The organism is Tessaracoccus sp. ZS01 (genome assembly GCF_022342445.1).
Taxonomy (GTDB): Bacteria; Actinomycetota; Actinomycetes; order Propionibacteriales; family Propionibacteriaceae; genus Arachnia.
In genome coordinates, this window is sequence record NZ_PQFE01000001.1 from 489,473 (window position 1) to 513,865 (window position 24,393).

At 66.9% G+C, this 24,393-nt stretch carries 27 protein-coding genes; 17 read left to right on the plus strand and 10 right to left on the minus strand.

Translation table 11 applies throughout. From position 1 onward, the window contains the following. Positions 1-34: 34 nt before the first annotated feature. From C3E87_RS02380 to C3E87_RS02420, 9 genes are all read left to right on the plus strand, one after another. Positions 35-625, plus strand: coding sequence for a CDP-alcohol phosphatidyltransferase family protein (locus C3E87_RS02380; RefSeq protein WP_083665335.1), 591 nt, complete (start codon positions 35-37; stop codon positions 623-625). Between the two features lie 20 nt (positions 626-645). Beyond that, the gene (locus C3E87_RS02385) at positions 646-1,392 is read left to right on the plus strand and encodes a DUF881 domain-containing protein (protein ID WP_076058814.1); all 747 of its coding nucleotides are present in this window, start codon (positions 646-648) and stop codon (positions 1,390-1,392) included. Between the two features lie 10 nt (positions 1,393-1,402). After that, positions 1,403-1,735, plus strand: coding sequence for a small basic family protein (locus C3E87_RS02390; RefSeq protein WP_076058817.1), 333 nt, complete (start codon positions 1,403-1,405; stop codon positions 1,733-1,735). Next, on the plus strand, positions 1,728-2,507 hold the full coding sequence (locus tag C3E87_RS02395; RefSeq protein WP_158069030.1) for a DUF881 domain-containing protein: 780 nt from the start codon (positions 1,728-1,730) through the stop codon (positions 2,505-2,507). The genes C3E87_RS02390 and C3E87_RS02395 overlap by 8 nt, the downstream gene beginning before the upstream one ends. A gap of 97 nt (positions 2,508-2,604) precedes the next feature. After that, a complete protein-coding gene (locus tag C3E87_RS14805; protein ID WP_076058819.1) occupies positions 2,605-3,096 on the plus strand; it encodes an FHA domain-containing protein in 492 nt (163 codons plus the stop codon). Continuing rightward, complete coding sequence (locus C3E87_RS02405; protein ID WP_076058821.1) at positions 3,096-3,770, plus strand: MerR family transcriptional regulator; 675 nt, start codon at positions 3,096-3,098, stop codon at positions 3,768-3,770. Before C3E87_RS14805 ends, C3E87_RS02405 begins: the two co-directional genes overlap by 1 nt. Positions 3,771-3,784: 14 nt before the next feature. Continuing rightward, entirely contained in the window at positions 3,785-4,264 is a 480-nt protein-coding gene (locus C3E87_RS02410; RefSeq protein WP_076058823.1) for a bifunctional nuclease family protein, read from the plus strand. A gap of 154 nt (positions 4,265-4,418) precedes the next feature. Continuing rightward, positions 4,419-4,967 carry a MerR family transcriptional regulator gene (locus tag C3E87_RS02415; protein WP_304442047.1) on the plus strand — a complete coding sequence of 183 codons (549 nt, stop codon included), beginning with the start codon at positions 4,419-4,421 and terminating at the stop codon, positions 4,965-4,967. A 59-nt stretch (positions 4,968-5,026) separates the two neighbouring features. Further along, positions 5,027-6,208 (plus strand): YihY/virulence factor BrkB family protein, encoded by a 1,182-nt coding sequence (locus C3E87_RS02420; protein WP_076058828.1) that lies wholly within the window; start codon positions 5,027-5,029, stop codon positions 6,206-6,208. Positions 6,209-6,291: 83 nt separating this feature from the next. Here the strand turns inward: C3E87_RS02420 and C3E87_RS02425 are convergent, their stop codons facing one another. Next, positions 6,292-7,512 carry a pyrophosphate--fructose-6-phosphate 1-phosphotransferase gene (locus tag C3E87_RS02425; protein WP_076058830.1) on the minus strand — a complete coding sequence of 407 codons (1,221 nt, stop codon included), beginning with the start codon at positions 7,510-7,512 and terminating at the stop codon, positions 6,292-6,294. Positions 7,513-7,655: 143 nt separating this feature from the next. On the opposite strand from C3E87_RS02425, the gene C3E87_RS02430 reads away from it, so the two are divergent. The 4 genes from C3E87_RS02430 to C3E87_RS02445 are packed head-to-tail and all read left to right on the plus strand — an operon-like array spanning position 7,656 to position 9,974. Further along, positions 7,656-8,024, plus strand: coding sequence for a TadE/TadG family type IV pilus assembly protein (locus C3E87_RS02430; RefSeq protein WP_076058832.1), 369 nt, complete (start codon positions 7,656-7,658; stop codon positions 8,022-8,024). Next, entirely contained in the window at positions 8,021-8,443 is a 423-nt protein-coding gene (locus tag C3E87_RS02435) for a TadE/TadG family type IV pilus assembly protein (protein WP_076058834.1), read from the plus strand. The genes C3E87_RS02430 and C3E87_RS02435 overlap by 4 nt, the downstream gene beginning before the upstream one ends. Before the next feature lie 10 nt (positions 8,444-8,453). Further along, entirely contained in the window at positions 8,454-9,341 is an 888-nt protein-coding gene (locus tag C3E87_RS02440) for an aldo/keto reductase (RefSeq protein WP_076058836.1), read from the plus strand. A gap of 9 nt (positions 9,342-9,350) precedes the next feature. After that, positions 9,351-9,974, plus strand: a complete 624-nt coding sequence (locus C3E87_RS02445) for an L-threonylcarbamoyladenylate synthase (RefSeq protein WP_076058839.1) — start codon at positions 9,351-9,353, stop codon at positions 9,972-9,974. 4 nt (positions 9,975-9,978) lie between these two features. On the opposite strand, the gene C3E87_RS14810 is transcribed toward C3E87_RS02445, so the two are convergent. The 3 genes from C3E87_RS14810 to C3E87_RS14815 all read right to left on the minus strand — a co-directional run bounded on the left by C3E87_RS14810 (position 9,979) and on the right by C3E87_RS14815 (position 14,646). Then, positions 9,979-10,545: a DUF4870 domain-containing protein gene (locus tag C3E87_RS14810; RefSeq protein WP_143570858.1), complete on the minus strand. Its 567-nt coding sequence runs from the start codon at positions 10,543-10,545 to the stop codon at positions 9,979-9,981. A gap of 159 nt (positions 10,546-10,704) precedes the next feature. Further along, complete coding sequence (locus C3E87_RS02455) at positions 10,705-11,412, minus strand: DUF937 domain-containing protein (protein ID WP_076058843.1); 708 nt, start codon at positions 11,410-11,412, stop codon at positions 10,705-10,707. A 168-nt stretch (positions 11,413-11,580) separates the two neighbouring features. Next, on the minus strand, positions 11,581-14,646 hold the full coding sequence (locus C3E87_RS14815; RefSeq protein WP_158069031.1) for a putative mucin/carbohydrate-binding domain-containing protein: 3,066 nt from the start codon (positions 14,644-14,646) through the stop codon (positions 11,581-11,583). Positions 14,647-14,976: 330 nt separating this feature from the next. On the opposite strand from C3E87_RS14815, the gene C3E87_RS02465 reads away from it, so the two are divergent. Further along, complete coding sequence (locus C3E87_RS02465; RefSeq protein ID WP_076058848.1) at positions 14,977-15,420, plus strand: PTS glucose transporter subunit IIA; 444 nt, start codon at positions 14,977-14,979, stop codon at positions 15,418-15,420. Between the two features lie 7 nt (positions 15,421-15,427). On the opposite strand, the gene C3E87_RS02470 is transcribed toward C3E87_RS02465, so the two are convergent. Both C3E87_RS02470 and lpdA read right to left on the minus strand, forming a co-directional pair. After that, positions 15,428-16,198 carry an SDR family oxidoreductase gene (locus C3E87_RS02470; protein WP_076058851.1) on the minus strand — a complete coding sequence of 257 codons (771 nt, stop codon included), beginning with the start codon at positions 16,196-16,198 and terminating at the stop codon, positions 15,428-15,430. A 108-nt stretch (positions 16,199-16,306) separates the two neighbouring features. After that, on the minus strand, positions 16,307-17,707 hold the full coding sequence (lpdA, locus tag C3E87_RS02475) for a dihydrolipoyl dehydrogenase (RefSeq protein WP_076058853.1): 1,401 nt from the start codon (positions 17,705-17,707) through the stop codon (positions 16,307-16,309). Between the two features lie 91 nt (positions 17,708-17,798). Here lpdA and C3E87_RS02480 point away from each other — a divergent pair, with 91 nt between their 5' ends. Further along, the gene (locus C3E87_RS02480) at positions 17,799-19,337 is read left to right on the plus strand and encodes a UDP-N-acetylglucosamine 1-carboxyvinyltransferase (protein ID WP_076059495.1); all 1,539 of its coding nucleotides are present in this window, start codon (positions 17,799-17,801) and stop codon (positions 19,335-19,337) included. A gap of 6 nt (positions 19,338-19,343) precedes the next feature. Here C3E87_RS02480 and pdxY read toward each other — a convergent pair whose 3' ends face one another. After that, the gene (gene pdxY / locus C3E87_RS02485) at positions 19,344-20,195 is read right to left on the minus strand and encodes a pyridoxal kinase PdxY (RefSeq protein ID WP_076058855.1); all 852 of its coding nucleotides are present in this window, start codon (positions 20,193-20,195) and stop codon (positions 19,344-19,346) included. Positions 20,196-20,347: 152 nt separating this feature from the next. Here pdxY and C3E87_RS02490 point away from each other — a divergent pair, with 152 nt between their 5' ends. Both C3E87_RS02490 and C3E87_RS02495 read left to right on the plus strand, forming a co-directional pair. Beyond that, complete coding sequence (locus C3E87_RS02490; RefSeq protein WP_255698030.1) at positions 20,348-21,073, plus strand: glycerophosphodiester phosphodiesterase; 726 nt, start codon at positions 20,348-20,350, stop codon at positions 21,071-21,073. 54 nt (positions 21,074-21,127) lie between these two features. Continuing rightward, positions 21,128-21,469: an RNA polymerase-binding protein RbpA gene (locus tag C3E87_RS02495; protein WP_076058860.1), complete on the plus strand. Its 342-nt coding sequence runs from the start codon at positions 21,128-21,130 to the stop codon at positions 21,467-21,469. Between the two features lie 2 nt (positions 21,470-21,471). On the opposite strand, the gene C3E87_RS02500 is transcribed toward C3E87_RS02495, so the two are convergent. From C3E87_RS02500 to lnt, 3 genes are read right to left on the minus strand one after another with little or no spacing between them, the layout of a single operon-like run. Beyond that, positions 21,472-22,011, minus strand: a complete 540-nt coding sequence (locus C3E87_RS02500) for an FxsA family protein (protein ID WP_083665338.1) — start codon at positions 22,009-22,011, stop codon at positions 21,472-21,474. Between the two features lies 1 nt (position 22,012). Next, positions 22,013-22,798, minus strand: a complete 786-nt coding sequence (locus tag C3E87_RS02505) for a polyprenol monophosphomannose synthase (protein ID WP_076058864.1) — start codon at positions 22,796-22,798, stop codon at positions 22,013-22,015. Beyond that, positions 22,785-24,350 carry an apolipoprotein N-acyltransferase gene (lnt, locus tag C3E87_RS02510; protein ID WP_076058867.1) on the minus strand — a complete coding sequence of 522 codons (1,566 nt, stop codon included), beginning with the start codon at positions 24,348-24,350 and terminating at the stop codon, positions 22,785-22,787. Before lnt ends, C3E87_RS02505 begins: the two co-directional genes overlap by 14 nt. Between the last annotated feature and the right edge of the window lie 43 nt (positions 24,351-24,393).

The following is a 24,393-nucleotide window of genomic DNA, read 5'->3' on the forward strand; positions in this document are numbered from 1 at the left end:
CGGGCCTGTCTGCGCGATGGCCTAGGCTGGCAATGTGCAAGCATCGCTGGTTCCTCCTCAGGAGTTCGACACTGACGCGGTGCTCACCCTGCCCAACGTGCTGAGTTTCATCCGGCTCCTCGGCGTCCCGCTGTTCACTTGGCTCATCATCTCCGGGCAGGATGTCGCGGCCGTCACGCTGCTCGCCGCGTTCGGTGCCACAGACTGGTTCGACGGCTTCCTCGCCCGCCGCCTCAAGCAGCGCAGCCCGCTCGGGGCCAAGCTCGACCCCGTCGCAGACCGGCTGTACATCCTCGCCGCCCTGGTGGCGCTGTTGGTGCGCGACATCGTGCCCGTCTACTTCGTGGTCGTGCTCGTGGCCCGCGACGTGATGTTGGCGCTCCTGGTGCCGGTGCTCAAGCGCCACGGCCTGGTTGCGCTGCCCGTGAACTGGGTGGGGAAGGCCGGCACCATGCTGCTGCTCCTCGCCTTCCCGCTGATCCTGCTGGGGGCAGGCTCGTCCCTGGGCTGGGATTGGGCGCACTGGACGGGGTGGAGCTTCGGCTGGGCCGGCGCCGTCGCGTACTGGGCCGCGGGTTCGTTGTATGTGCGCGAGACGATTCTGCTCGGGCGGGAGGCCCGGTGAGGCGTCGCCCCGATGCCAGCATGAGCCTGCTCACAGACCTGCAGGCAGAGGCGCTGGAGCCGGAGTACCGCAGCACCACCGCCCCCCGGAACCGGCCGGCACGCCTGGCCGTGGTGGTGGCCCTCGTGGTGATCCTGCTCACCGTCGCCGTCCTCCAGACCACCCGCAGCACAGGCAGCGCGGCCGAGCAGCGCCAGGAACTGCTCGACCGAGTGGCCGGCGCGCGGGAGCGGCAGGCCGTCCTCGGCGACACCGCCTCGGAGCTCGAGGACGAGGTTCGCCAACTAGGCGCCGAAGCCCTCGGAGACCCCGCTGAACGGGACCTCCTCCTGCTCCTGGACAGGCTCTCCGGCGCCTCGTCCGTCACGGGCCCCGGCATCATCGTGACCGTGGACGACGCAGATGACGCCACCTCCGCTCAGGGCATGGTGCTCGACGGCGACCTCACCCGCCTCGTCAACGGCCTGCGGCAGGCTGGGGCGGAGGCCATCAGCGTCAACGGCCGGCGGCTCAGTGTGCTCACCCCCATCCGCAGCGCCGGTGCCGCAATCACGGTTGACTACGTGTCCCTCAGCCCGCCGTACCGGCTGGAGGTCATCGGCAATCCTGATACGCTCCAGGCCAGATTCAACGAAACCACCGGGGCAGCGTGGTGGCACCTCATCGTGCAGAACTACGGGCTGTCCATGACCATCACCCAGGCCGACGACGACCTCACCCTTCCGGCTGACCCCGGCATGACGGTGCGCTACGCGAAACAGAAGTAGGGGACATTCCATGTACGCGATTCTCGGACTCATCGCCGGCGTGGTGCTCGGCGTCGTCCTCCAGCCCACGCTGCCGCCGGTGCTCGCCCCCTACCTGCCCATCGCGATCGTCGCGGCCTTCGACGCCATCCTGGGCGCCACCCGGGCCTATCTCGAGGGCATCTTCTCAGACCGCGTGTTCCTCGTTTCCTTCCTGTCGAACGTCGTGATCGCAGGCCTCATCGTGTTTGTCGGCGACCAGATCGGCGTAGGGTCCCAGCTCTCCACCGGCGTGGTGGTCGTCCTCGGGATCCGCATCTTCACGAATGCCGCAGCCATCCGGAGGGCGGTCCTGCATGCCTGAGCCCGTGGAAGAGGTGCCGGTGGACGAGGCGCGGGAGCCGCGTCGGGCCGCCGCTAAGACCCAGCGCAGTCTCCTGCGCGACTTCTTCCGGCCCAGCCGTGGCCAGTTCGTCGTCGGGCTCGCGCTGTTCCTGACCGCGCTGATCGTCGTGTTGACGCTGCGCTCGCAGGCCACCCAGCCGGAGTTCGCCAACGTCCGGCAGGCAGACCTCATCCAACTCCTGGACAACGTCACCGGTGAGACCCGCCGCCTCGAGGAACAGGTGCGGGAACTGGAGCGCTCGCGCACGGAACTGCTGAGCGGCGCAGACCGCGACCAGGCGGCGCGCGAGGAGGCCGCGCGGCGTCTCGAGCAGGCCCGCATCATCGCCGGCACGGTCCCTGCAGTAGGTCCCGGCATCCGCATCGAGATCCAGGACCCGGGCGAGCGCGTCACAGCCGAACTGCTGCTCAACGCCGTCGAGGAGCTGCGCGACGCCGGTGCTGAGGTGATCGAGCTGAACGACGCCGTCCGGCTGGTGATGAATTCCTACTTCTCTGCGGACGAGACCGGGGCGGTGACGGCCGACGGCGTTGCCCTGGCTGAGCCCTACGTCATCGATGCGATCGGCGACCCGGCCACCCTGGAGGCCGGCGCACGGTTCCGTGGCGGCCTGGTGAGTGAGATCGAGGGGGAACGGGTCGGCGGCAGGGTCACGATCGAGCAACTGGAGGCCGTCGACATCTCCTCCGTGGTGGAAATTGCGGAGCCGCAGTTCGCGCGCCCCCGTTAACAGGCTTGCCCACGGGTGATAAGTTTCCTCACGTAGCCTTTCAAATGGCCTGGACAGGGGAATGAGCCCACCCCGCTGAGACGAGGAAGTGACTCCGATGAAGTGCCGCACTTGTGGATCTGAGAGCCCGGTCGAGGCAAGGTTCTGCAGCAATTGCGGCGCCTCGCTGACTGACCCCACCGGTGACACCACCACGATGTTCCCGGTCACGGCTGAGGAACCCACTGAATCCGTACAGCTGACAGACCAGGAGCGGGAAGCGGCCAAGACCCTGGCCGCCGGCAACGCCCTGCTGATCGTCAACCGTGGCCCGGGCAACTCGAACCGGTTCCTCATCGACTCGGACATCACCAATGTCGGCCGCCACCCGGAATCGGACATCTTCCTCGACGACATCACCGTCTCAAGGCACCACGCGAAGTTCGTCCGCAGCGGCGGCAAGCTGTACCTGGAGGACCTGGGGAGCCTCAACGGCACCTACGTCAACCGCACGCTCTTGGACGGGCGCACCGTGCTGCGCGAAGGTGACGAGATCCAGATCGGAAAGTACCGGGCCACGATCTCGCTGAGTGAGCCCGGACTGGGCTGATGTCGGGAGCGGCGCGGACCATCGGCGTCGTACTGGAGATGATCCGTCCCGAGTTCCCTGACATCTCCGTATCCAAGCTGAGGTACCTCGAAACAGAGGGACTGATTTCACCGGACAGGCAACAGCCGTCCGGCTATCGCAGATTCTCCCAACAGGACGTGGACAGGCTGCTGTACGTGTTGCGTGCGCAGCGTGACCGCTACCTACCGCTGAAGGTGATCCGTGAGGAACTGGAGGCCATCGACCGCGGTGAAGAGCCGCCGGACCACGATGCCCACCCGGTGGAGGAGTCGTCGGAACCGAGGCAGCGGCGGACCCCCAGCACGGGGGTCGGGCTCATGGCCCGGCGCCAGGTGCTCGCGGAGTCCGGCCTCGGCGAGGCCGCGCTGATCCAGCTGGAGCGGCTGCGCATCATCCAGCCCCGGCGCGGTTCCCAGCTGTACGGCCCAGAGGCTGTGGCGCTGGCCCGCTCCGCCAAGAAGCTCGCAGACTACGGGGTCGACCTCCGCCAGATGCGGGTGTTGCAGCAGGCAGCCGCGATGGAGGCCGCCCTCGTCGAGCAGATCCTCGAGCAGTACCGGCGCAGGCAGGGCCCGCCGCCTGAGGTGGTGCGCGACCTCTACAGATCAGTGCTCCAGGCACACGCCGCGCTGCTTCACGGGCAGATTCACTGAGCTAATGTGTGTCCATGATCGGCCTTGAAGTGCTCGGCATCCGGATCATTTCTCCGGAGGACCCGCCCGTGCTGCTGTTGCAGGAGGAGGGGGGTACCCGCTGCCTGCCTGTCTGGATCGGCGCGCCTGAGGCGGCGGCCATCGCTGTTGCCATGGAGGGCCAGCAGCCGGAGCGGCCCATGACGCATGATCTGCTCGGCGCCGTCCTCCAACTCCTGGAACCTGGCGAGGGCATCGTCGTGATCGAGTCGGTCGACGACGGGGTGTACCAGGCCTCGCTGCATGCCGGCGGCCACGAGATCGACGCTCGGCCCAGCGACCTGGTGGCAGTGGCCGTCCGGCTCGGCTGGCGCATCGAGTGTCCGCGAGCCCTGATGGACCGGGTGGGCGTCGAGGTGGACACCGCGCCCACAGACGAGGTGGAGGCCTTCCGGGCGTTCCTGGACCGAGTCACCCCTGAGGATTTCGAGGACGACGGGAACCCCGAGCACTGAACCTACGACGCGCAACCCTCAAGCTGAGGTCGAACCACATCAGTGCAAATATCACCGGTGTTGGGCGTGTCGTTGACCCGCGGCCGGAGCGACGGTTAGCGTCATAAGAGTCGTCGGTGATCCACCACCGGCGCGGTGAGCAAAGCGAGGAATCGTGACCAAGAAGGCAGCGCTGCAGGAAGTGCTCTTTGACGGCGATTTCGCCCCTGTGCCCAGCGACACGGGCTACCGGGGCCCCATCGCGCACCGCGTCGCCGGCATCACCTATCGGCAGCTGGACTACTGGGCCCGCACCGGGCTCGTCGTCCCCTCCATCCGTAACGCCGAGGGCTCCGGCACCCAGCGCCTCTACTCCTTCCGCGACATCCTGCTCCTGCGCGTGGTGAAGCGGTTCCTGGACGTGGGCATCTCCCTGCAGCAGATCCGGTTGGCCATCGAGCACCTGCGTGAGCGCGGCGTCGACGACCTGACGGAACTCACCCTCGTGTCAGACGGCTTCAGCGTCTACGAAGTGACGTCCGCGAACGAGCTCTTCGACCTGTCCCGCGGCGGCCAGGGCATGTTCATGATCTCCGTCAGTAGCGTCTGGCGCGAGCTCGAGGGCACCCTCGCCGAACTGCCCGGGGAGCGAATCTCCGACGCGCCCACCGAGGATCATCCGGCGGACGAGCTGGCCATGCGCCGCCGTACCAGGGCCGTCTGAGCACCTGCCTGACCCAAAGGGTCTGCCCGTAGCAACCGCTTCCCGGTAGTGTCCTTCGTGTGAAGGACTGGATTGAGAAGATCACCAGCAAGCCCGTCGTCGCCCATGCCATGGCGGCCAACGAGCGCTACGGCAAGCGGATGGGTCCACAGTTCGCCGGCGCCGTGACCTACTTCACCGTGCTGTCCATGGTGCCCATCCTCATGTTCGCCTTCGCCATGTTGGGCCTCACGCTCACTGTGCTGCGCCCAGATCTCCTGGAACAGGTCCAGAACGCCATCACCGCACAGCTCGGTGACGAGGGCGTCGGCAAGGACATCGGGGAGTTCATCACAGAGACGCTCTCCGGCTGGCGCGGCATCTTCGGAATCGGCCTGCTGACCGCCGCCTACTCGGGAACCAACTGGGTGGGCAACCTCAAGCGCGCCGTGCGCGTCATGTGGGCTGACAAGTTCTCCGACGCCACGGTCAAGTCCAACTTCTTCGTCGAGCTGCTCATCAATCTGGCGATCTTCGTCGGCCTGCTCATCGCCATGGGCGTCGGCGTGGGCGTGTCCCAGGTGGGCCACGGGCTCAGCCAACAGGTCATCGGCTGGCTGGGCTGGGAGGACGTCCCGGGGATCGGCATCCTGTGGCGACTCATCACCGTCGGGCTGACGTTCGTGGTGAGCTGGCTGCTGATGGCGTTCCTGTTCATCGTGATGCCGCGCAGGGCGGCGCGGCCCCGCGCCTGGCTCATCGGCACGCTGATCGGCGCCACGCTGCTGACCATCCTGCAGTCGGTGGCTGGGCTCATCATGGGTGTCTTCGGCGGCAACGCGGCTGTCGGGGTGTTCGGTCCCATCATCGTGATGATGCTGGTGTTCAACCTCTTGGCCACCATCATCCTGATGACCGCCGCGTGGGTGGGCACCGATCACGTCTGGCAGGCCGAGAACGCCCGCAAGTACGCAGATGAGCATTCCGGGCTGGCCAACGAGATCGACATCGACACCGACGTCGAGCCGGTCCTCTCCGCGCGACGGGCCAGCCAGCGCTGGGCGGCCACCAAACCCCTCGACGATCTCCGCGGCGCCGCAGCTGCGCTTCCGGAACCGGACCCGGACACCTACGTCCGCCAGGACGTCGCGGCCCGCGGGATGAAGGCCAACCTGGGGATCGGGTACGGCGTCGGCGCCGCCACCGGCCTGGGCATCGGCGCGCTGCTCGTCGGCCTCGTGCGCTTCGTGTTGCGCCGCTGAGAACCAGAAACCGGCCGCCCTGACGGGCGGCCGGTCTGTGCCCTCAGCGTCCGTTCAGGACGAGTGGGCGGGTATGGATGTGCTCAGTGGGCCTGGGCCGGAGCGGGGAACTCCTGGCCGATGGCTCCCAGCATCTCCTTGTACCAGTCCTGGTTGATGTCGAAGGCCTTGCCGCCCTTGATGCGGTCGAACGCGATGGCGGAGAGCACGTCGCCGTTCTCCTCGTCGTGGCCGATGACGCCGGGCTCGCCGGCGAGGGCCTTGTCCACCGCCAGATCCGTGCACTGCTTGATGAGCGCCAGGTCTGCGTCGTTGGCAGCGGCGGAGCGGCTGAAGTAGCCGGACTTCTGGATCAGCACCTTCTCGGCGTTGAGCTTCTTGGCGAACTGGTCGGCGAACCAGGCGCCGGGGTTCACGTCGTTGAGGCGGACGTGGCCGAAGGGGTCCCGCGGCACCTCTTCGCCGGCCGCTTCCATCTCGGCGACGATCGAGTCGAGGCCGGCACCTTCAGACAGGAAGATGGTCACGTTGCCGACCTCATCCATGATCTTGTTGAGGCGCTCAGACTCCTTGGCGATGTTGATCTCGCCCTCCGGCACGTACACGCCGTGCACGTCCCACGCGTCCTTCGAGAGGCCGATCTCGGGCAGCCACTCCTGCTCGTTCAGCCATTCGCGGTACTTCTGCGCGGTGGCGGCGGTCAGCCAACCGCAGTGGCGGCCCATGACCTCGTGCACGATCAGCATGCGCGAGCCGGAGTTGTGTTCAGCCACGACGTTCTGCGCGAAGATCGAGCCCTGCTCGGCCGCGGTCCAGGCACCCAGCGACTGACGGATCGGGATGACGTCGTTGTCGATGGTCTTGGGCAGGCCCACGACCGTCAGGCCGTAGTCGTGCTCGGCCAGGTAGGCGGCCAGGTCTGCGGCGGTGGTGTTGGTGTCGTCGCCACCGATGGTGTGCAGCACCTCCACGCCGTCGGCGACGAGGCGGTCAGCGGCCACCTGGAGCGGGTTGGCGCCCTCTTCGACAAGGCCGCGCTTGACGAGGTCCTTGGCGTTGGTCAGCTTGACGCGGGAGTTGCCGACGGGGGAGCCGCCGAACTTGTGCAGGAGAGCGGCGTTCTTGCGGACGGTGTCGTCGACGACAAGGAAGTCGCCTTGGAGGAGGCCCTGGTACCCGTGGCGGTAGGCAATGATGTCAACCTCCGGCGCGACCTCGGTGTAGCGCTCGATGAGTCCGCCGATCGCCGAGGAAAGGCAGGGAGCGAAGCCGCCGGCCGTGAGGATGGCTACCTTCTTGACCATGAGTGTCCTTTCATGTGTGGTGCGACGCGTAGCGCGTCACAGGCCAGCCTATTGCACCGTCGAATGAGGCTCCTCATGGGGGCCTTATCCACAGGCCGTTCGCGGACCCGGAACGTGACCCCTCCCGTTGGCAGGATGGCGGCATGGGGCGACATCGAGACGAGCGTGGGCTGAGCAACTCCGTGCAGGCCGCCCTGCTGTTACCTGTTGGTCTCGGCCTGTTCCTCGCCCTGCTCCAGTGGGCGATGGTGTCGTGGGCGGAGGGCAGCGCCATCGCCGCAGCGCAGCAGGGCGCCTCCGTCGCAGCAGTGGAGGGCGCGACGGCGGGGGAGGGGCGAGCCGCCGCCCTGCAGGCCGCCTCCAACGGCTCCCTGACTGGTATTGCTGCGGAGGTCACCCGCGGCGCCCGGCTGACCACGGCCACGGTGACCGGACGGGCGGTCGTCGTGGTGTGGCCACGGGACATCAGCCGGACGGTCGTCGTGACGACGGAGCGGGTGACGCAGTCGTGATCCGTGGGGAGCGGGGCCTCGCGGTCTCGGTCGAGGCCGCCGTCGTGCTGCCTGCGCTGGTGCTGTTCATCGGCCTGCTGCTGACGCTGGCGCGGGGGGTGCTGGCGGAACAGCACGTCGGCGCCGCCGCGGCTGCCGGAGCGAGGGCAGCATCGTTGGAGCGGAGCGTGCCCGCCGCCCAGCGGGAGGCCCGCTCCGCCGTCGAACGGGCTCTGCTGCAGCGCAACGTGGCGTGCCGGCACACGGCTGTGGACACCGACGCGTCCGGGGTCGCGAGGGCGCTCGGGAGCCAGGCGTCGGTCCTGGTGTCCATCACCTGCGCCGTCGAGTTGGCCGACATCTCGCTGCCGTTCATCCCGGGCACGATTTCGGTGACAGCTGAACGTGCTTCCCCGGTCGACCCGCTCCGGGGCAAGTAGCATCAGAGACATGGCAGCTCAGCAACGACGCATTGGACAGTTCTCCGTTTCACCCATCGGCCTGGGCGGAATGCCGGCCTCGTTCGAGGGCGCACCGCGCGACAGGGGGATCGCGATGGTCCACGCAGCCCTGGACGCCGGGATCACCCTGATCGACACGGCCGACATCTACGCACCGTCGTGGGACAAGATGGGCCACAACGAGCAGCTCATCGCCGAGGCCCTGCGCACCTACAGCGGCGACACCTCGGAGGTGGTGGTCGCGACGAAGGCCGGGATCACCCGCGCCGAGGGAGAGAAGTGGGGCCGCAACGGCTCCGCCGACTATCTGCGCAGCCGGCTCGAAGCGTCGCTCGAGAACCTCGGCGTCAGCCGGCTCGACCTCTACTACCTCCACCGGCCGGACCGCAGCATCACGTACGCCGCCGAGGTGGAGGCCTTCGCCCAGTTCAAGCGCGAGGGCCTGGTGGCGGAGGTGGGCATCTCCAACGCCAATGTCGAGGAGATCGCCATCGCCCTCGAAGTGCTGGGCGACGGTGGGCTCGCCGCCGTCCAGAACGAGTTCTCGCCTCGCTTCAACCACACAAGCAAGCAGGAACTCGACTACTGCTCCGCCCGCGACATCGCCTTCCTGCCGTTCTCGCCCCTGGGTGGCACGGGCGGACCTGCCGCGAAGGTGGGCGAGAACTACCCGGTCCTCGCGGAGACGGGCGAGGCACACGGCGTGAGCCCCCAGCAGGCCCTACTGGCCTGGATGCTGGCGCTCGACGAGCACCTCATCCCCATCCCCGGCTCCTCACGGCCGGAGACCATCGCGGATTCGGCAGCCGCCATGGACCTTGCGCTGACAGGCGATGAAGTTGCCAGGATCAGCCATGAACTCCTGGCCCGTGGGTAGCCTGGATCAATGGCTCAGTACTTCGATGTGCATCCTGACAACCCCCAGCCGCGCACTCTCGCGCAGGCTGCCCGGATCCTGGCCGACGGTGGGCTGATCGTCTACCCCACGGACTCCTGTTTCGCGCTCGGATGCGCCCTCGGCAACGCGGAGGGCATCGAGCGCATCAGGCGCATCCGCAACCTGGATGACAAGCACCACTTCACGCTCGTCGTCGACGAGTTCGCCAAGCTGGGTGAGTACGTGCAGATGGACAACCGGGTGTTCCGGGCCGTGAAGGCGGCCACGCCCGGGCCGTACACGTTCATCCTGCAGGCCACCCGGGAAGTGCCCAAGATGATGATGCATCCCAAGAAGCGCACCGTCGGCGTCCGCATCCCCGATCATCGCACCACGCTGGATCTGCTGGCCACCTACGGTGCGCCCCTCTTGTCCTCGACCCTCCTGCTGCCCGGCCATGAGGAGGCGCAGACCGACGGGTGGGCGATCAAGGAACTGCTGGACCACCAGGTGGAAGCGGTGATCGACAGCGGTGACTGCGGCGTCGAACCCACCACGGTGATCGACATGACCGGCGATGTGCCGGAGGTCGCCCGGGTGGGCGCCGGAGACCCGGCGCCGTTCGAGGAGTAAGGCCTCAGGTCAGGAAGCGGATGGTGGCGGGGTAGCGGTAGGTCCGGCCCTGGCGGTAGGCGGCGGTGCCCTGCAGCGCGCCGAGGATCGCCAGCACGAAGTATCCCGCCGCGATGAACCAGCCGATCACCGGGATGAACGCCAACAGAGACGCCAGCGAGCGGGTGATGGCGAAGTTGAGGATTTCCTTGACGTGCTCGTCCTGCAACGGGTGCTTCCCCTTGTCCACCACGAAGAAGATCAGGGCAGGCACGATTCCGAACAGAGCTGAGAGCCAGTAGTTGAGGAGCATGTTCTGCTCCAGCTGGGCCGGTAGCCGGGCCGGGAGGTAGCCCTGTCTGGGCACCAGGGGATAGGCCATCGGCGGCTCGTAGAGATCATGCGCACCCGGGGTGTCGCCGCGGTACCCGCGGGGAGGCGAGTAGGTGGCGTTCGGGGTCCTCGGCGGAGCCGGTGGTGGCGTCCGACCGAAGCTGCGCAGGAACGCCTCATCGGCCTGGGGTGACGGGGTCGCCGGGGGCCGGGTGTAAGGGTCGTAGGATTCGTCCGAATCATACTGATTCTGGCTCACGATGCCTCCTCATGGACGACCAGACCAGCGTAACCCCGCACCCTCCGTCAGGTTGGGGCGGGATCTCCGAACAGCAAGAGACTGCTCCCGGCCGACCGTCGGCCCCGCGCGAGGAGGGGGAGCGCGAGGCCGGCCACGGAGGTCCTGAGGTGATCCCTTTCAGCGGCGCCCGCCACCCAGCAGGTCTCCCAGAATCTGCCCGAGCACACCGCCACCGAGGCCGCCGCCGCTGGGCTGGTTGGTCTGCTGCGTTTGCGGGAGCGGGTTTTCGTCCTCGTCCGGGAACGGCATGGTGGGTGCACCGGGGGTGTTCGTCGGCGCGGGTGCCCGGAACTGCGGATCGGTCTGCGGGGTCGACGGCGGGGGAGCCTGCTCGCCTCGGCCGCCGCCCAACACCTGACCGAGGATGTCGCCGAGACCGCCACCGCCACGTCCTGTGGGTGTCGCTTCCGGCTGGCCCTGGCGCTCGTCACGGCCCATGAACTTGCCGGCGAGCCAGGACATGACGATGGGGGCGAGGATCGGGATGAGCTTCTGGATGAGGCCGCTGCCGCCGCCCAGCCCGCCGAGCTGATTCACTACCGCCTCTTCGTTGCGACCGAAGATGTTGTGGCTGATCTTGGCGCCCTCAGCGGTGTCCACCTGCGAGAGATTGACGCCACCGCGCAGCAACGCGGGATCGTGGTCCTGCAGCGCCCGGGCCAGGGATGCCTCGCCGGCGGGGTCCTGCGCGTTCGCACCGAGGCCCATGAGGAGGGCCGGCAGGGCGTTGCGCACGGCGTTCTCCACCTCGGCGCGCGGTTCTCCCACCTGGTGCGCGATCTGATCCATGGGGAGGTCGTCGAGGATCTCTTCGTAGTTGAACATGTCAGTGCTCCTTCTCTGTTCGGCACGCTGGGGGTGCAGATGCCCCACGCTACCCAAGGGCACGGGCCGTCAAGGGGAAAGCGGCGAAGCAGCGTCGCCAGACGAAGGCGCCCGGCGTCCTCGCTGTGGCGTTGAGCCTCCACCGAGGGCGCCGGGCGCCATTTCACATCAGCCGACCTCCACGGCGGGTAGCGTGGCGACGAAAGCCGCTTGAAGCACGCTGGTCCCAGCCGAATCCGCGGTGGCGTCAAACACCAGGGCGGGCCGGAAGAGACCGGTGGCGACATCCGCTTCGGTCACCGTGTACTTCGCGGTCGTGCACGCCTGCGTCGCACCGGCTGCGAGGTTGGAGTAACGACAGTTCGGAGTGCCTGTGGTCAATCCCCCGGCGAGATTGCTGGAGCGCGGGAAGGCTGTGAGCGCCGACCCCGTGTTGTTGCGGTACGTGACGCGGAACGTCAGCACATTCCCGACGGTGGGCGTGGCGATGTTGTCGGTGCGAGCCATCGTGACCGTGAGGGACCCAGGCGCTCGGCCGAAGATCTGCAACTCCCGAGCCGCGACGTAGGTGTTGGCGGGAGCCCCATATGTGCTGAGGATCTGCAGCCGCACGAACTTGGCCTGCCCCTGCAGGGAGACCAGCTTGGTGTTGGCATCATTGGCCCAGGTGCCCGTGGCCACCTCCACCAGGGAGGATGCGTCGTTGCCGATCAGCACCCGGTATTGACCAGGTCGGCCGTTGGCTGCGCCGGAACCGCCCCCGGTGTGCGGGGTGAGCACCAGCGAGCTCAACTCGATAGGCGCCGCTCCCAGAGACACGTCGATGTTGTAGGGGAGTGTCACGGCCGTGTTCCACGGCGAGTGGAACGCGGTCGTGAGATCACCGTCGAAGAGATGTGAGCTCTCTTGCCCCGGTTGGGATGCCAGCGCACTGGTCAACGTCAGTTGGGCGGCCGACACGGTGGCGGGCCGAGTGAGTCCGTCGAGAAGCGCGCCGTAGCTGCCGAGCAGCGCGGTGCGTTGGTTGGCGTCGGCCACCTGGTTGATCGCGTTGCGCAGCTGGGAGGCGACGACGTCGAGTCGCGTGCCGGGCTTCGCGTCGGCGGTGTCGCGGAGGTCGCTCAAGGCAACCCCGAGCGCGGCGGCAAACTCCGCTTGGACATTGCCCGTGCCGCCCACCTTGATCAAGCCGTGGTCGGTGACCTGATACTGCGTGGTCATCGCCGTCGCGTTGAGGCTCGGCTTGGCCGCGCCCGTGTTGGCGTCGGTCTCAGTCAGCCTGTTGTGTTCGCGGTGCTTGATGGTGACGATGTTTCCAGCAGCGGCCGGGACCGTGGTGGAGCGAGCCATGCCGCTGCGGCCGGCGTTGCCGATGAAGCTGCGGTCGAACAGCGTGGTCGTGCCGGATGTCACCGTGATGCGGGCGTATTCGTCCGTGAAGTACGAGTGGGGTGCCCCGAGCCCATCGTTGACGGTGAAGGTGGCGGTGGCGGGGTCGTGCACGACATTGGCGAAGTTGCCGTCGCCCAGTCCCAGCAGGCTGAGCTGCGTCGCGTTGACGGCGCTGCGCGCTGCCGTTGCCGGGTACGCGACAGACGCAACGGTGTTACCGCCTTGGCTCACCTTGACGCTCTGACGCTGGGGGACCGTCCCGGTGGCGGAGTCCTGCGGGAATCGCAGGGTGTAGGTGCCGATCGGCAGTTGTCCGAAGTCAGCCACACCATTGACGAACGCCGCCTGGCCGACAAGCCGGGAACCGGCCCAGAGCGTGGCGCTACGGCCCTTGATCCGGTTCGGGTCGCCGATGCTCGCCTGGGCCTTGAGGCTACCTGCGTAGCTCAGCGTCTGGAGGTCGAGGGTGGAGACGAGCTGGCCTGGGGAGGCCAGCCCCAACGTGTTCGCCGCTGCCGTCGCCATCGCGTAGTCGGTGAAGTAATCGCCCAGAGGCAGGACCGACGGCAGTTGCGCGTGGTCACGAATCGCTGTCTCGACCCTAGGGCTGACCGGGAGTCCGAACTGGGCCAACCAGGGGAGGAGGTCATAGCCCTGCTTGGCTCCCCAGTGCTCCGCGATCAGGTCGGTGCGGCTCGGCCATCCGGTGAAGGAGGGGTTTGCGCGCAACTCGCGGAGGGAGCGGTTGAAGCCGCTGAATCCGTCTGCGCCGGTGAGTTCCGCGATTCGCGCCAGCACGTCGAGACGGAGCCGCACGTTGATGGCGCCGAAGTTCTGGCCGTTGGTGCTACGGCGTGCGTCGTCCAACACCTTCTGGTCTGCCGCGCGGCCGCTGTTGTACAGCCAGTTACTCGTATGGCCGAGCACGTGCGCCTGGTATTGGTAGGCGTACACGTTGTTCCACACCTCGCCCAACTGCATGTCCAGGGGACCGTTCGACCCGGTCATCATGCCGTCGTAGCCGTGGCCGACTTCATGGAGAATCAGCCACGAGCCGGGGCCCTGCAGGTAATAGCTCACCGAGTTGTTGTTCGTGCCGATGGCGTTGTTGGGACCGTAGTAGGCAAGGCCCGGGCCGTTGATGTCCGGGCGGATGAAGTACGCCTGCGGGAGGTCGTGGTGCACGGGGTTGCTGTGCGCGTCGTCGATGCCGAGCCAACCGTTGTAGGTGCCGAGCAGGTGGCGGTAGCTCTGGATGACGTGATTCAGGTCGGTGTAGTCCGACCACGAGAGGTCCTGCATCTTGGGCAGATCCACGCGGGGGATCAGCATCGTGAACGCCTGGTCAACGATGAGCGCGAAGGGCGAGGTGCCGCCGGCCCACTGCTGGACGAAGGTCGCTTGAGAGTTGTTGAGTCGGAACTCGGGCATGACGTGCTCGGTCCCCGTCGCGACGCGGTATTCAATCTGCGGCGCGGTGGCCCATTGCTTCGAGCGTGCGAAGACGGCGCTGTCCTTCTTGGCCGTGAGCGGCAGCCACGTTCCGTCCACGGGCAAGGTCAGTTGGACGTCCTGCTGGTGATCGTCTGTGGTGAGCGCGATGGTGACGTCGCCCACACCGTTGGTGACGCGTGCTTCGACGACGGCACCGGAACTCACGGAGATGCCGAGCGATTCGCGCATCATTCCGCGGCCGCGGTTGGTGCCCACCTGGGTGATGACGTTGTTGCCGGCTGGGAGGGGAGCCAGAGTGCGGGTATGGGTGACGGCGGCCTCGGCGTTCGCCGTGCTGCTGATGGCGAACGTGATCGCCATGGCCCATGCCAGCAGTACTGCTGGCACGGTTCTCGCTAATCGAACTGAATGTGACAAGGAATCTCCAACACCAGTCGCGGTGTGACGGCGGCAGCTGCTCCCGTCCGACGTTGGCCGGGTTGTGCCGTACCGCGAAAGTAGACGGAGCGAACGGTCACGTCCGAGAGCTTTTCTCCTTGTGCTCACGTTGAGTGATCGGACGACGATGATGGGGGGTCGTACCGGGCGGTCGTTCCGTGTAGTGACATAATGTTGCTTATCGGTCATACGGTTGGGCTGCCGCCTGCACGAGATGCCGGGGCCGTCGGACCGCCCAAGGAGTTGCGTGAGAAGATGATGTGAAACTGAGGAGTTTCCATGCAGATTCTGGCGCCATGTGCCGGCCATGTGATCGCGATGCGCGACGTAGATGACCCTGTCTTCAGTGAGCAGATCGTCGGTCCCGGTGTGGGAATTGAGCCGCTGGCCGGTCCCGCGCAGATCCTTGCTCCTGCCGACGGACGGCTGCTGAAGGTCGACCCCCATGCGTTCATCCTGATGGTCGACGACAGCGTCGGCATCCTCGTGCACATCGGGATCAACACCGTGCAACTCCAAGGCGACGGCTTCGAGGTGCTCGCATCCAGAGGCGACTCCGTCAGCGCGGGCACGCCCATTGTCGCCTGGAACCCGGATGACATCGATCAGCCAGGAGTCTCCACGACGGTGGTCGTCGCCGTCATGGACCACGCACCGGATTCGGTGACGGGCGCGGCGGTCGGGGCCGACGTGGCTGTCGGCGATCCTCTGTTCACCGTCTGATCCACCGTCACCAGCAGCAGTAGCCGCCGTCGACCAACAGATCTGCACCAGTGATGTAGCTTGCGGCAGGGCTGAGCAGGAACAAGACGGGCAGGGCGATCTCGCGGGGTTCGGCCAGTCGTCCCATGGGCGTGGAGTCACGCCATATTGGCAGGAGGTCGCCTACGCGCTCCGGAGAGTTCATCGGTGTGGCGGTGTAGCCGGGGCTGACCACGTTGACCCTGATCCCGTTGCGCACCCACTCGACGGCCAACGACTTCGACAGGTGCACCACCCCGGCCTTCGCCGTGTTGTACGCGGCCTGATCGTGGTCCCGATTCGCTATGGTGGCGGAGATCGAGGCGATGTTGACGATCGCGCCGCGCCCGTTGGCGATCATCGCCCGGCCTTCTGCCTGGCAACACCAGAACAGCCCGTCCAGGTTGGTCCCTTGGACAGAGCGCCAGAACTCGGGCGTGATGTCCAGGGCCGGTGTGGGCCCTGCGATGCCGGCGTTGTTGACCGCGAGCGTGAGCGGCCCGAGTTTCGCCTCGATCTCCGCGACTGCCTGGGCTGCTCGATCCGGATCACGCACATCCCAGGCCACCGCCAGCGCCACTCCCCCAGCGGCCTCGATCAACGCGACCGTCTCCGCAAGGGACTCCTCCTGACGCGCCGTCACCGCGACTCGGGCACCGGCCTCCGCCAGAGCGACGGCGACCGCTTGGCCGATCCCCTTCGACGACCCGGTGACGACGGCCACCTCACCGTCGACGCGAAATCCCGGCGATCCAGTCATCTCCCGACCCTCCCTCATGATGCCTCGAGCCTAGCCCGGCCCAGCCGGAGAAAGGCGAAACCCCACGGCACCGGGGTGGCGTGGGGTTTCGCTGCAGCCTGAGCGCTCTCAGAAGTTGATCATCTGACCCGCGATGCCGTGGGCCGCCTCCTTCATGGCCTCCGACAGGGTGGGGTGCGCGTGGATGTTGTGGGCAATCTCCTCGGCAGTGAGGTCGTACGCCTGGGCCAGGGTGAGCTCCGGGAGCAGTTCCGTGACATCGGGGCCGATCATGTGGGCGCCGAGGATCTCTCCATAGGTGGCGTCCGCGACGATCTTGACGAAGCCGGTGGCGTCGCCCAGGCCCCAGGCCTTGCCGTTGGCGGCGAAGGGGAACTTGGCGACCTTGACGTCATAGCCCTTGTCCTTGGCCTGCTGCTCCGAGTAGCCGAAGGAGGCGATCTGCGGCTGGCAGTAGGTGGCGCGCGGGATCATCTCGTAGTTGATCGGGTGCGGGTGCTCGCCGGCGATCTGCTCGGCGGCGACGATGCCCTGGGCCTCGGCGGCGTGGGCGAGCATCATCTTGGCGGTGCAGTCACCGATGGCGTAGATGTGCGGCACGTTGGTGGTCATGAAGTCGTCGATGGCGATGGCGCCGCGCTCGGTGAGCTCGACGCCGGTCTTCTCGAGGCCGTAGCCCTCTGTGCGGGGGGCGAACCCGATCGCGGAGAGGAAGCGGTCAGCCTCCAGCACCTGCTGGTCGCCGCCCTTGGCCGGGCTGACCGTCACGCGCACGCCGGAGCCGGTGTCCTCGATGCCCTCGACCTTGGTGGAGGTCAGCACCTTGATCCCGAGCTTCTTGTAGGCCTTGGCCAGTTCCGCGGAGATCTCCGCGTCCTCCGTCGGGACCATGCGATCCAGGTATTCGACGATGGTGACATCGACGCCGTACTGGCTCAGCACGTAGGCGAACTCGGTGCCGATGGCTCCGGAACCACCGACGATGATCGAGCCGGGCAGCGAGTCTGCGAGGATCTGCTCCTCGTAGGTCACGACGTTCGCGGAGAGCTGGGTGCCGGGCAGCAGGCGGGTGACGGCACCCGCGGCGATGATGCAGTTCTTGAAGGAGACGGTCTGCTTCTCCCCGCCGTCCTTCTCGACCTCGATGGTGTTGGCGTCCGTGAAGGTGCCCCAGCCGTCGATCTCGGTGATCTTGTTCTTCTTCATCAGGAAGTGGATGCCCTTGGTCATCCGCTCCGAGACCGCGCGGCTGCGCGAGAACGCCTTGCCGTAGTTGAACGTGACCTGGCCCTCGATGCCGTAAACATCTGCCTCGTGGTTGAAGATGTGCGCCAGCTCAGCGTTGCGCAGCAGCGACTTCGTCGGGATGCATCCGACGTTGAGGCAGACCCCGCCCCAGTATCGCTTCTCGATGATGCCGACCTTCAGGCCGAGCTGGGCGGCGCGGATGGCGGCGACATAACCACCTGGTCCAGCGCCGAGGACAACGACGTCGAATTCAGAGCTCATGGGTGCCACTCTAGTGCTCTTTGATCTCCTCGTGACACCAAACCATCCTCGCGATACCCCGATTATCTCATCGATGAGATAACCTGTGTTGATGAGTGCAGCTACTAGTGAGTCCATCGGCCGGATGATCCGCGACGCCAGATCGTCGCGGGGCTGGTCCCAGCAGAAGCTGGCTGACGAACTGGGCACCGTCCAGAGCGCCGTACACCGCATCGAGAACGGGCAGCAGAACCTCTCGCTGAGCATGATCGGACGCCTCGCGGAAGCCCTGGAGATGCCACTGATCCAGACCGTGACCGAGGGCACGGTCAACTTCGAGATCGAGGGCGGCCACAAGCTGTCTGGCGAGATCGACGTGCGCACCTCCAAGAACGCAGCGATGGCCATCCTCTGCGCCAGCCTCCTCAACCACGGACGCACGGTGTTGCGGGGCATCGCGCGCATCGAGGAGGTGGACAGGATCTCCGAGGTGCTGACCTCGATCGGCCTTGAGCTGACCTGGATCGGCGACAACGACCTTGAGATCAAGCGGCCCGCCCAGCTCACCCCTGAGACCATCGATTCCCGCGCCGCCCGCCGCACCCGCTCCATCCTGATGCTGCTCGGGCCGCTGATGCACGAGTTCGACGAGTTCCGCCTCCCCTTCTCCGGGGGCTGCGACCTCGGGGCGCGCACCGTGCACCCCCACCTGTCGGCGCTCGGCCGGATGGGGCTCACCGTCGAGGCGACGGAAGGGCACTACCACGCCACCATCGGCGACAGGACAGAGGAGCACCGCAGCATCACGCTCATCGAGCGCGGCGACACCGTGACGGAGAACGCCATCATGGCGGCCGCCCGAACTCCCGGCGTCACCACGCTGCGCAACGCCTCCGGCAACTACATGGTGCAGGACCTCTGCTTCTACCTGCAGATGCTGGGCGTGCCTATCGACGGCATCGGCACCACCACGCTGACCATCACCGGTGTGGACCGCATCGAGGCCGACGTCGAGTATCACATCTCCGAAGACCCCATCGAGGCCATGAGCCTGCTCACCGCCGGCATCGTGACCCGCTCCGAGATCACCGTGCGCCGCTGCCCCATCGAGTTCCTCGAGGTGGAGTTCGCCGTTCTGGGCGAGATGGGTCAGGTTCTCCAGCGCTCTGCCGAGTACCGCAGCCGCAACGGTCAGACCCGCCTCGTCGACGTCACGGTCATCCCGTCAGACCTGACGGCGCCGTTGGACAAGATCCACCCCATGCCGTTCCCCGGCCTCAACATCGACAACCTGCCGTTCTTCGCGGTCATCTGTGCCACGGCCTCCGGGCAGAGCGTCATCTACGACTGGGTCTACGACAACCGGGCGATCCACTTGAAGAAGCTCTCCGAGTTCGGCGCGAACATCCAGTTGATGGATGCCCACCGCCTGCTGATCATCGGTCCGACGCGGTGGCGCGGCCGTCGTATCGAGTCACCGCCGGCGCTGCGCCCCGCCGTCTGCCTCCTGCTCGCGGCGCTCGCGGCCCGTGGCACCACCACCCTGATGGACGTCTACGTCATCAACCGCGGCTACGAGGACCTTCCCCAACGCCTCAACAAGCTGGGCGCCAACATCAACACGTTCTGGGGCGAGCCGGCCCAGGCCTGAGAGGGTTCAGAGGCGGGTGGCCATGAAGACGAACCGGGGGTCCACCAGGTCGTTCTGTGCGGCCACGAGGCGCAGTTCCGCGTGGTCTGCCGCCGCCGTCGCCTCCAGCACCGAGTAGACGACCGACGCCGTCTGTCCCAGCGCATCGCCCGAATCCTGCGTCTTCAGCCACTTCGCCAGGAACACGGCGGTGGTGAGGTCCCCGGAACCGGTGAAGGTGCGGTCGATGACCGGGGTGGTGACTTCCCAGGCGCCCGAATCGTCGACGGCCACCATCCGCATCACATCGGCCGAGGCGTCGGCCCCGACGACAGAGGTGACCACCACTACCCGCGGCCCCCTCGCCCGCAATTCCTGCGCGGCCTCGATGACGCCGGCCATCGACGTGGTCCGCCGCCCGGTCAGGAACTCCAGCTCGAACAGGTTCGGCGTCATGATGTCCACGGCCCCGACGACGTGATCGCGCCAGAACTCGGGGATGCCCGGGCGGGCGTAGAAGCCGCGACCGACGTCGCCCATCACCGGATCAGCGCAGAAGAGCGCCTCGGGGTTCTGCTCCTTGATGAGGGCACCGGCATCCAGGATCACCTTGCCGACCTCGGGCGCCCCCATGTACCCGCACAGCAGCGCGTCGACCCTTCCCAGGACTCCCCTGTCGTTGATGCCCTGGACGACCTCCCACACGTCGCCCGCCGGGATCAGCGGACCCCTCCAACTGCCGTAACCGGTGTGGTTGGAGAAGTTCACCGTGTGGACCGGCCAGACGTCGACACCCAGGCGCTGGAGCGGAAAAACCGCCGAGGAGTTCCCTGCATGGCCGTAGGCGACGGCTGACTGGATGGACAGGACTGTGGTCATTGGCCCATTTTGACATCCCTGGGCCTCCGTAACCATTTGGGCACGACTGGCGGTCAATCGCATCAGCCGGTGGCGAAACCCGTGGTCACCCCATACGATGATCGATTATGGCGGCGGTGTATCCCGACTACCTTTCCCCCGAGTTCGTGGCGATGGCTCATCGAGGCGGGTCGTTCATGACCGCCAATCACGGGATCGAGAACACCACACGGGCCTTCGCCAACGCCGTGGCGCTGGGTTTCCGCTACCTCGAAACCGACGTGCACACCACGAGCGACGGGCACCTCGTGGCCTTCCACGACGTGAGCCTCGGCCGCGTCACAGATGTCGCCGGTTCACTGCGCGACCTCACGCTGGCGGAACTGAGCGAACTGCGCGTCGGCGACCGCGAGCCCATCCCGACACTCGATGAGTTGTTCGAGACGTTCCCGGACATCAACTTCAACATCGACATCAAGTCCGTCACCGCCGTTGACCCGCTGGTGCGCACCATCGTCAAACACAACGCGGAACGACGCGTGTGCGTCGGTTCGTTCGCCCGGACCCGCATCCGGCGTTTCCGCAGTCTCCTCCCGCAGGTGCCCACGGCGGTTTCGCCGACGGGGGTCGCGGCCCTCACCATGGGGGCCATCTCGCCCGGCGGCGAGGTGTACCAGGTGCCGCTCCAGCATCCGATCGGGCCGGTGACGGTCGACATCGTCACCCCGAAGAACATCGAGCGCATCCACACCGCCGGCCGGAAGATCCACGTCTGGACCGTGGACGACCCCACCACCATGCACCGCCTCATCGACTGGGGCGTCGACGGCCTCGTCACAGACCGGCCGGACTTGCTCAAAGACGTCCTCCGTGCACGGGGGATGTGGTCTACTCAATAGGGAACCTTTCCGGTTCCCGGTTCGTTGACATTGGCAGACGAAGGAGGGAAGAAGATGGCTGATCGTGCATTGCGTGGCGTCGGTCTCGGCTCGAAGACTTTTGAAGACGAGCAGGGCATCGAATTCGCAGAACGTCAGAACCTTGGATTCGACTGTCCAAAGGGACACCACTTCGAAGTGACCTTCGCCGCAGAGGCCGAACTCCCCACCCAATGGGAGTGCAAGCAGTGTGGCCTCATGGCCGTACGCTCCGACGGCGTCGTGGGCGAAGAGAAGGTCGAGAAGCCCGTGCGTACCCACTGGGACATGCTGCGGGAACGTCGCTCGATCCCCGAGCTGGAAGACATCCTCGAGGAGCAGCTGGCCAAGCTGCGCGAGTCTGACAGGCTCTACTAGAACTAAACCGACTCTTCATCGTCGAGGTCGCCGCGGATCACGTTTCCGTCGGCGGCCTCGTCGGTTTTCCTCGTGATGCCGGGGATGAGGGTGTCGGTGGCGGGGCCCTCCGTGGTGGCCTCCCCCTTGATGACGGTGGGCGCCACGATCGACGTGGGCTTCAGCACCCGCGCCGCCCACCAGGTGATGGCTGAGCGGACGAACGGCCGGGTAAAGGGCAACAGGAGCAACAGACCCAGCACGTCAGTCAGGAGCCCCGGCACCGTCAGGAGGATGCCACCCGCCAGCACCAGGCTGGCGTCAGCCATCCGTCCGGTGGGCAACTGGCCGGAGCGAATGGCCTCGGACAGCGCCGTCCAGGCCTTCCGCCACTCCCGCTGCATCAGGTAGAAACCCAGGAACGTGGTGCCCACCATGAGGACGAGCGTCCACCAGCCGATCTCGCCGGCGACCCAGATGATGGCAGCAACTTCTGCCACCACGAAGAGCAGCAGCGCGATGGCGGTGACGCTGAGCGCCACAGCGCCGCGTCGGCCAGCCATTCTAACGGTCCTTGTTGCGTCCGCGCCCGAGCAGGCCCGACGCGGTGCGGCCGAGTTGGCCGAGCCGGTGGTCGATGCCCCAGAGGGTGGTGCGGATGAGTGCTTCGACGACGATGCTGCGGTTCATCTTGGAGTCGCCGAATTCGCGCTCCACGAACTCGATGGGAACCTCGACCACCTTGAAACCATGCTTGATGGCCCGCCACACCAGATCGATCTGGAAGCAGTAGCCAGCCGACGCCACTTCGTTGAGGTTCATGCCGCGCAATGTTGTGGCGCGGTAGGCGTTGAAGCCACCCGTGGCATCCTTGACCGGGATGCCGAGCATCAGCCTGGTCCAGAGCGAACCGCCCTTGGAGATGAGCACGCGGGACGCCGGCCAGTTGACGATCGAGCCACCGCGCACCCAGCGCGAGCCCTTCACCATGTCTGCACCGTCATTGATGGCCTGCAGGAGGCGTGGCAGTTCTTCGGGCTGGTGTGAGCCGTCCGCGTCATGGGACACGAGGACGCCGTAGCCGCGCTCCAGCCCCCACTCGAAGCCGGCGAGATAGGCGGCCCCCAGGCCCTGCTTGCCTGTGCGGTGCATCACGTGGACGTTCTCGTCGCTGCCTGCCAGCCTGTCGGCGATCTCGCCGGTGCCGTCCGGCGAGTTGTCGTCCGCGATGAGGATGTGCGCGTGCGGCACGGCCTTGCGCAGCCGGTTCGTGATGCTCTCGATGTTCTGCGACTCGTTGTACGTCGGGATGATCACGAGCACCCGGTCGAGCGCGTCAGTGCTGGTCATGTGGCTGTCCTTGGGGTGAGTTGTTCCGGGCAATGCTACCGGCCTCCGGTCCACGGCGACGGTAGGTGTAGGCCAGAGCCGCCAATGTGACGATGAGCGCGGCCCAGGCCGGCGCGGAGCCCAGCCGGACCGGGAGGCTGATGCTGTAGCGCAGCGGGACGGTCACGATGCGGTTGGCCGCCTCGAACTCCGAGGTGAGGCCCTGCACCCGCCCCCGCGTGTCGACGAGGCCGGTGAGCGAGTTGAGCGTGGAGACGACCACCTCGCGGCCGGTCTCCATGGCCCGGACGCGGTTGATGACCAGCTGCTGGGCGGGCTGGAAGGTGCCACCGTAGGTGTTGGTGTTCGACTGGGAGACGATGATCTCTCCCCCGCCCCGCACCGCGTCGTAGCTGGTGTCGTCGTAGGCGAGTTCGAAGCAGATGATGGTGCCCACCTGGAGGTGCGGGTTCCCTGCGATGGGGGCGTCGACGACTCCCGGCCCCTCCCCCGGGACCGACTGGCGGCCGATCTGGCGCAGGATGGGCAACCTCGGCAGCAGCACGTCGCGGAACGGGATCCATTCGCCGAAGGGCACGAGATCGCGCTTGTGGTAGATGTCGCCGGGCCCGTCCAGCGGGTCCCACCAGAGGCTGGACGTCTGGCGCGTGTCCGGCTCGGGGCCGTTCATCACGGCGCCCACGAAGATCGGTACCTCGGCCAGCAGCGCGGCCACCTCCACCATGCGGCGGGTCTCCGGATCCAGGATGGGGTCGACGTCCGTGGCGTTCTCCGGCCACAGCACGAAGTCCAGCGTGGGCCAGTCGCCGGTGCGGGCCTCAGCCAGCGCGAACACGGTTTCGCTCAGCGCGTTGTTGGTGACGGAGCGCGCGTACGTCCCCGTCCCGTGTTCCTGCCGGTTCACGTTCGGCTGCACGACGGCGATGCTGACGGTCGTCTCGGGATCAGCGTGCGGGGTCAGGTTGAGCAGGCCGCCGACCACGAAGATGGCCAGGGCGCCTGCCAGCACCCGGACCCGGCGCTTCCTGTCCAGCGCCGCGAAGAGCAGCGAGTTGGCCACCAGGGCCACCAGATAGGACACCCCCGTGACGCCGACGAAACCCAGCCACCCGGACATCGGCTGGTCCACGACGGTGAACCCCAGCCTGGTCCAGGAGAAGCCTCCGAACGGGATCTTGCCCGACGCGAACTCCATGGCCACCCAGGCGGCGGGCACCAGCAGCGGCCAGAACCGCAACCGCACCAGCCGCGACACCACCAGTGCGAGCAGCGCCCACCACAGCGACAGGAAGGCGACGAGGGCCACACCCACCCAGATGCCCAGCACCGAGACCCACGAGACCGTGAGGACGTTCATGGCCAGACCGATCAGGTAGCCGTAGCCGAAGGCCGTCCCCGGGCGGCGCGCGGCCATGAACCAGGTGAACAGCGCCAGGCCGGCGATCGTGGCTGGCCACACGCCCATGGGCGCCTGGCCGGCGCCGATCAGCAGGCCGATGCAGACGGCCACCAATGCTGAGACGCCGACGGGCAGGGCGGGTCGCGAGATCACGCGGGAAGCCTACCCCCAGTCACCCATTCCCCCGGTGTGCCAC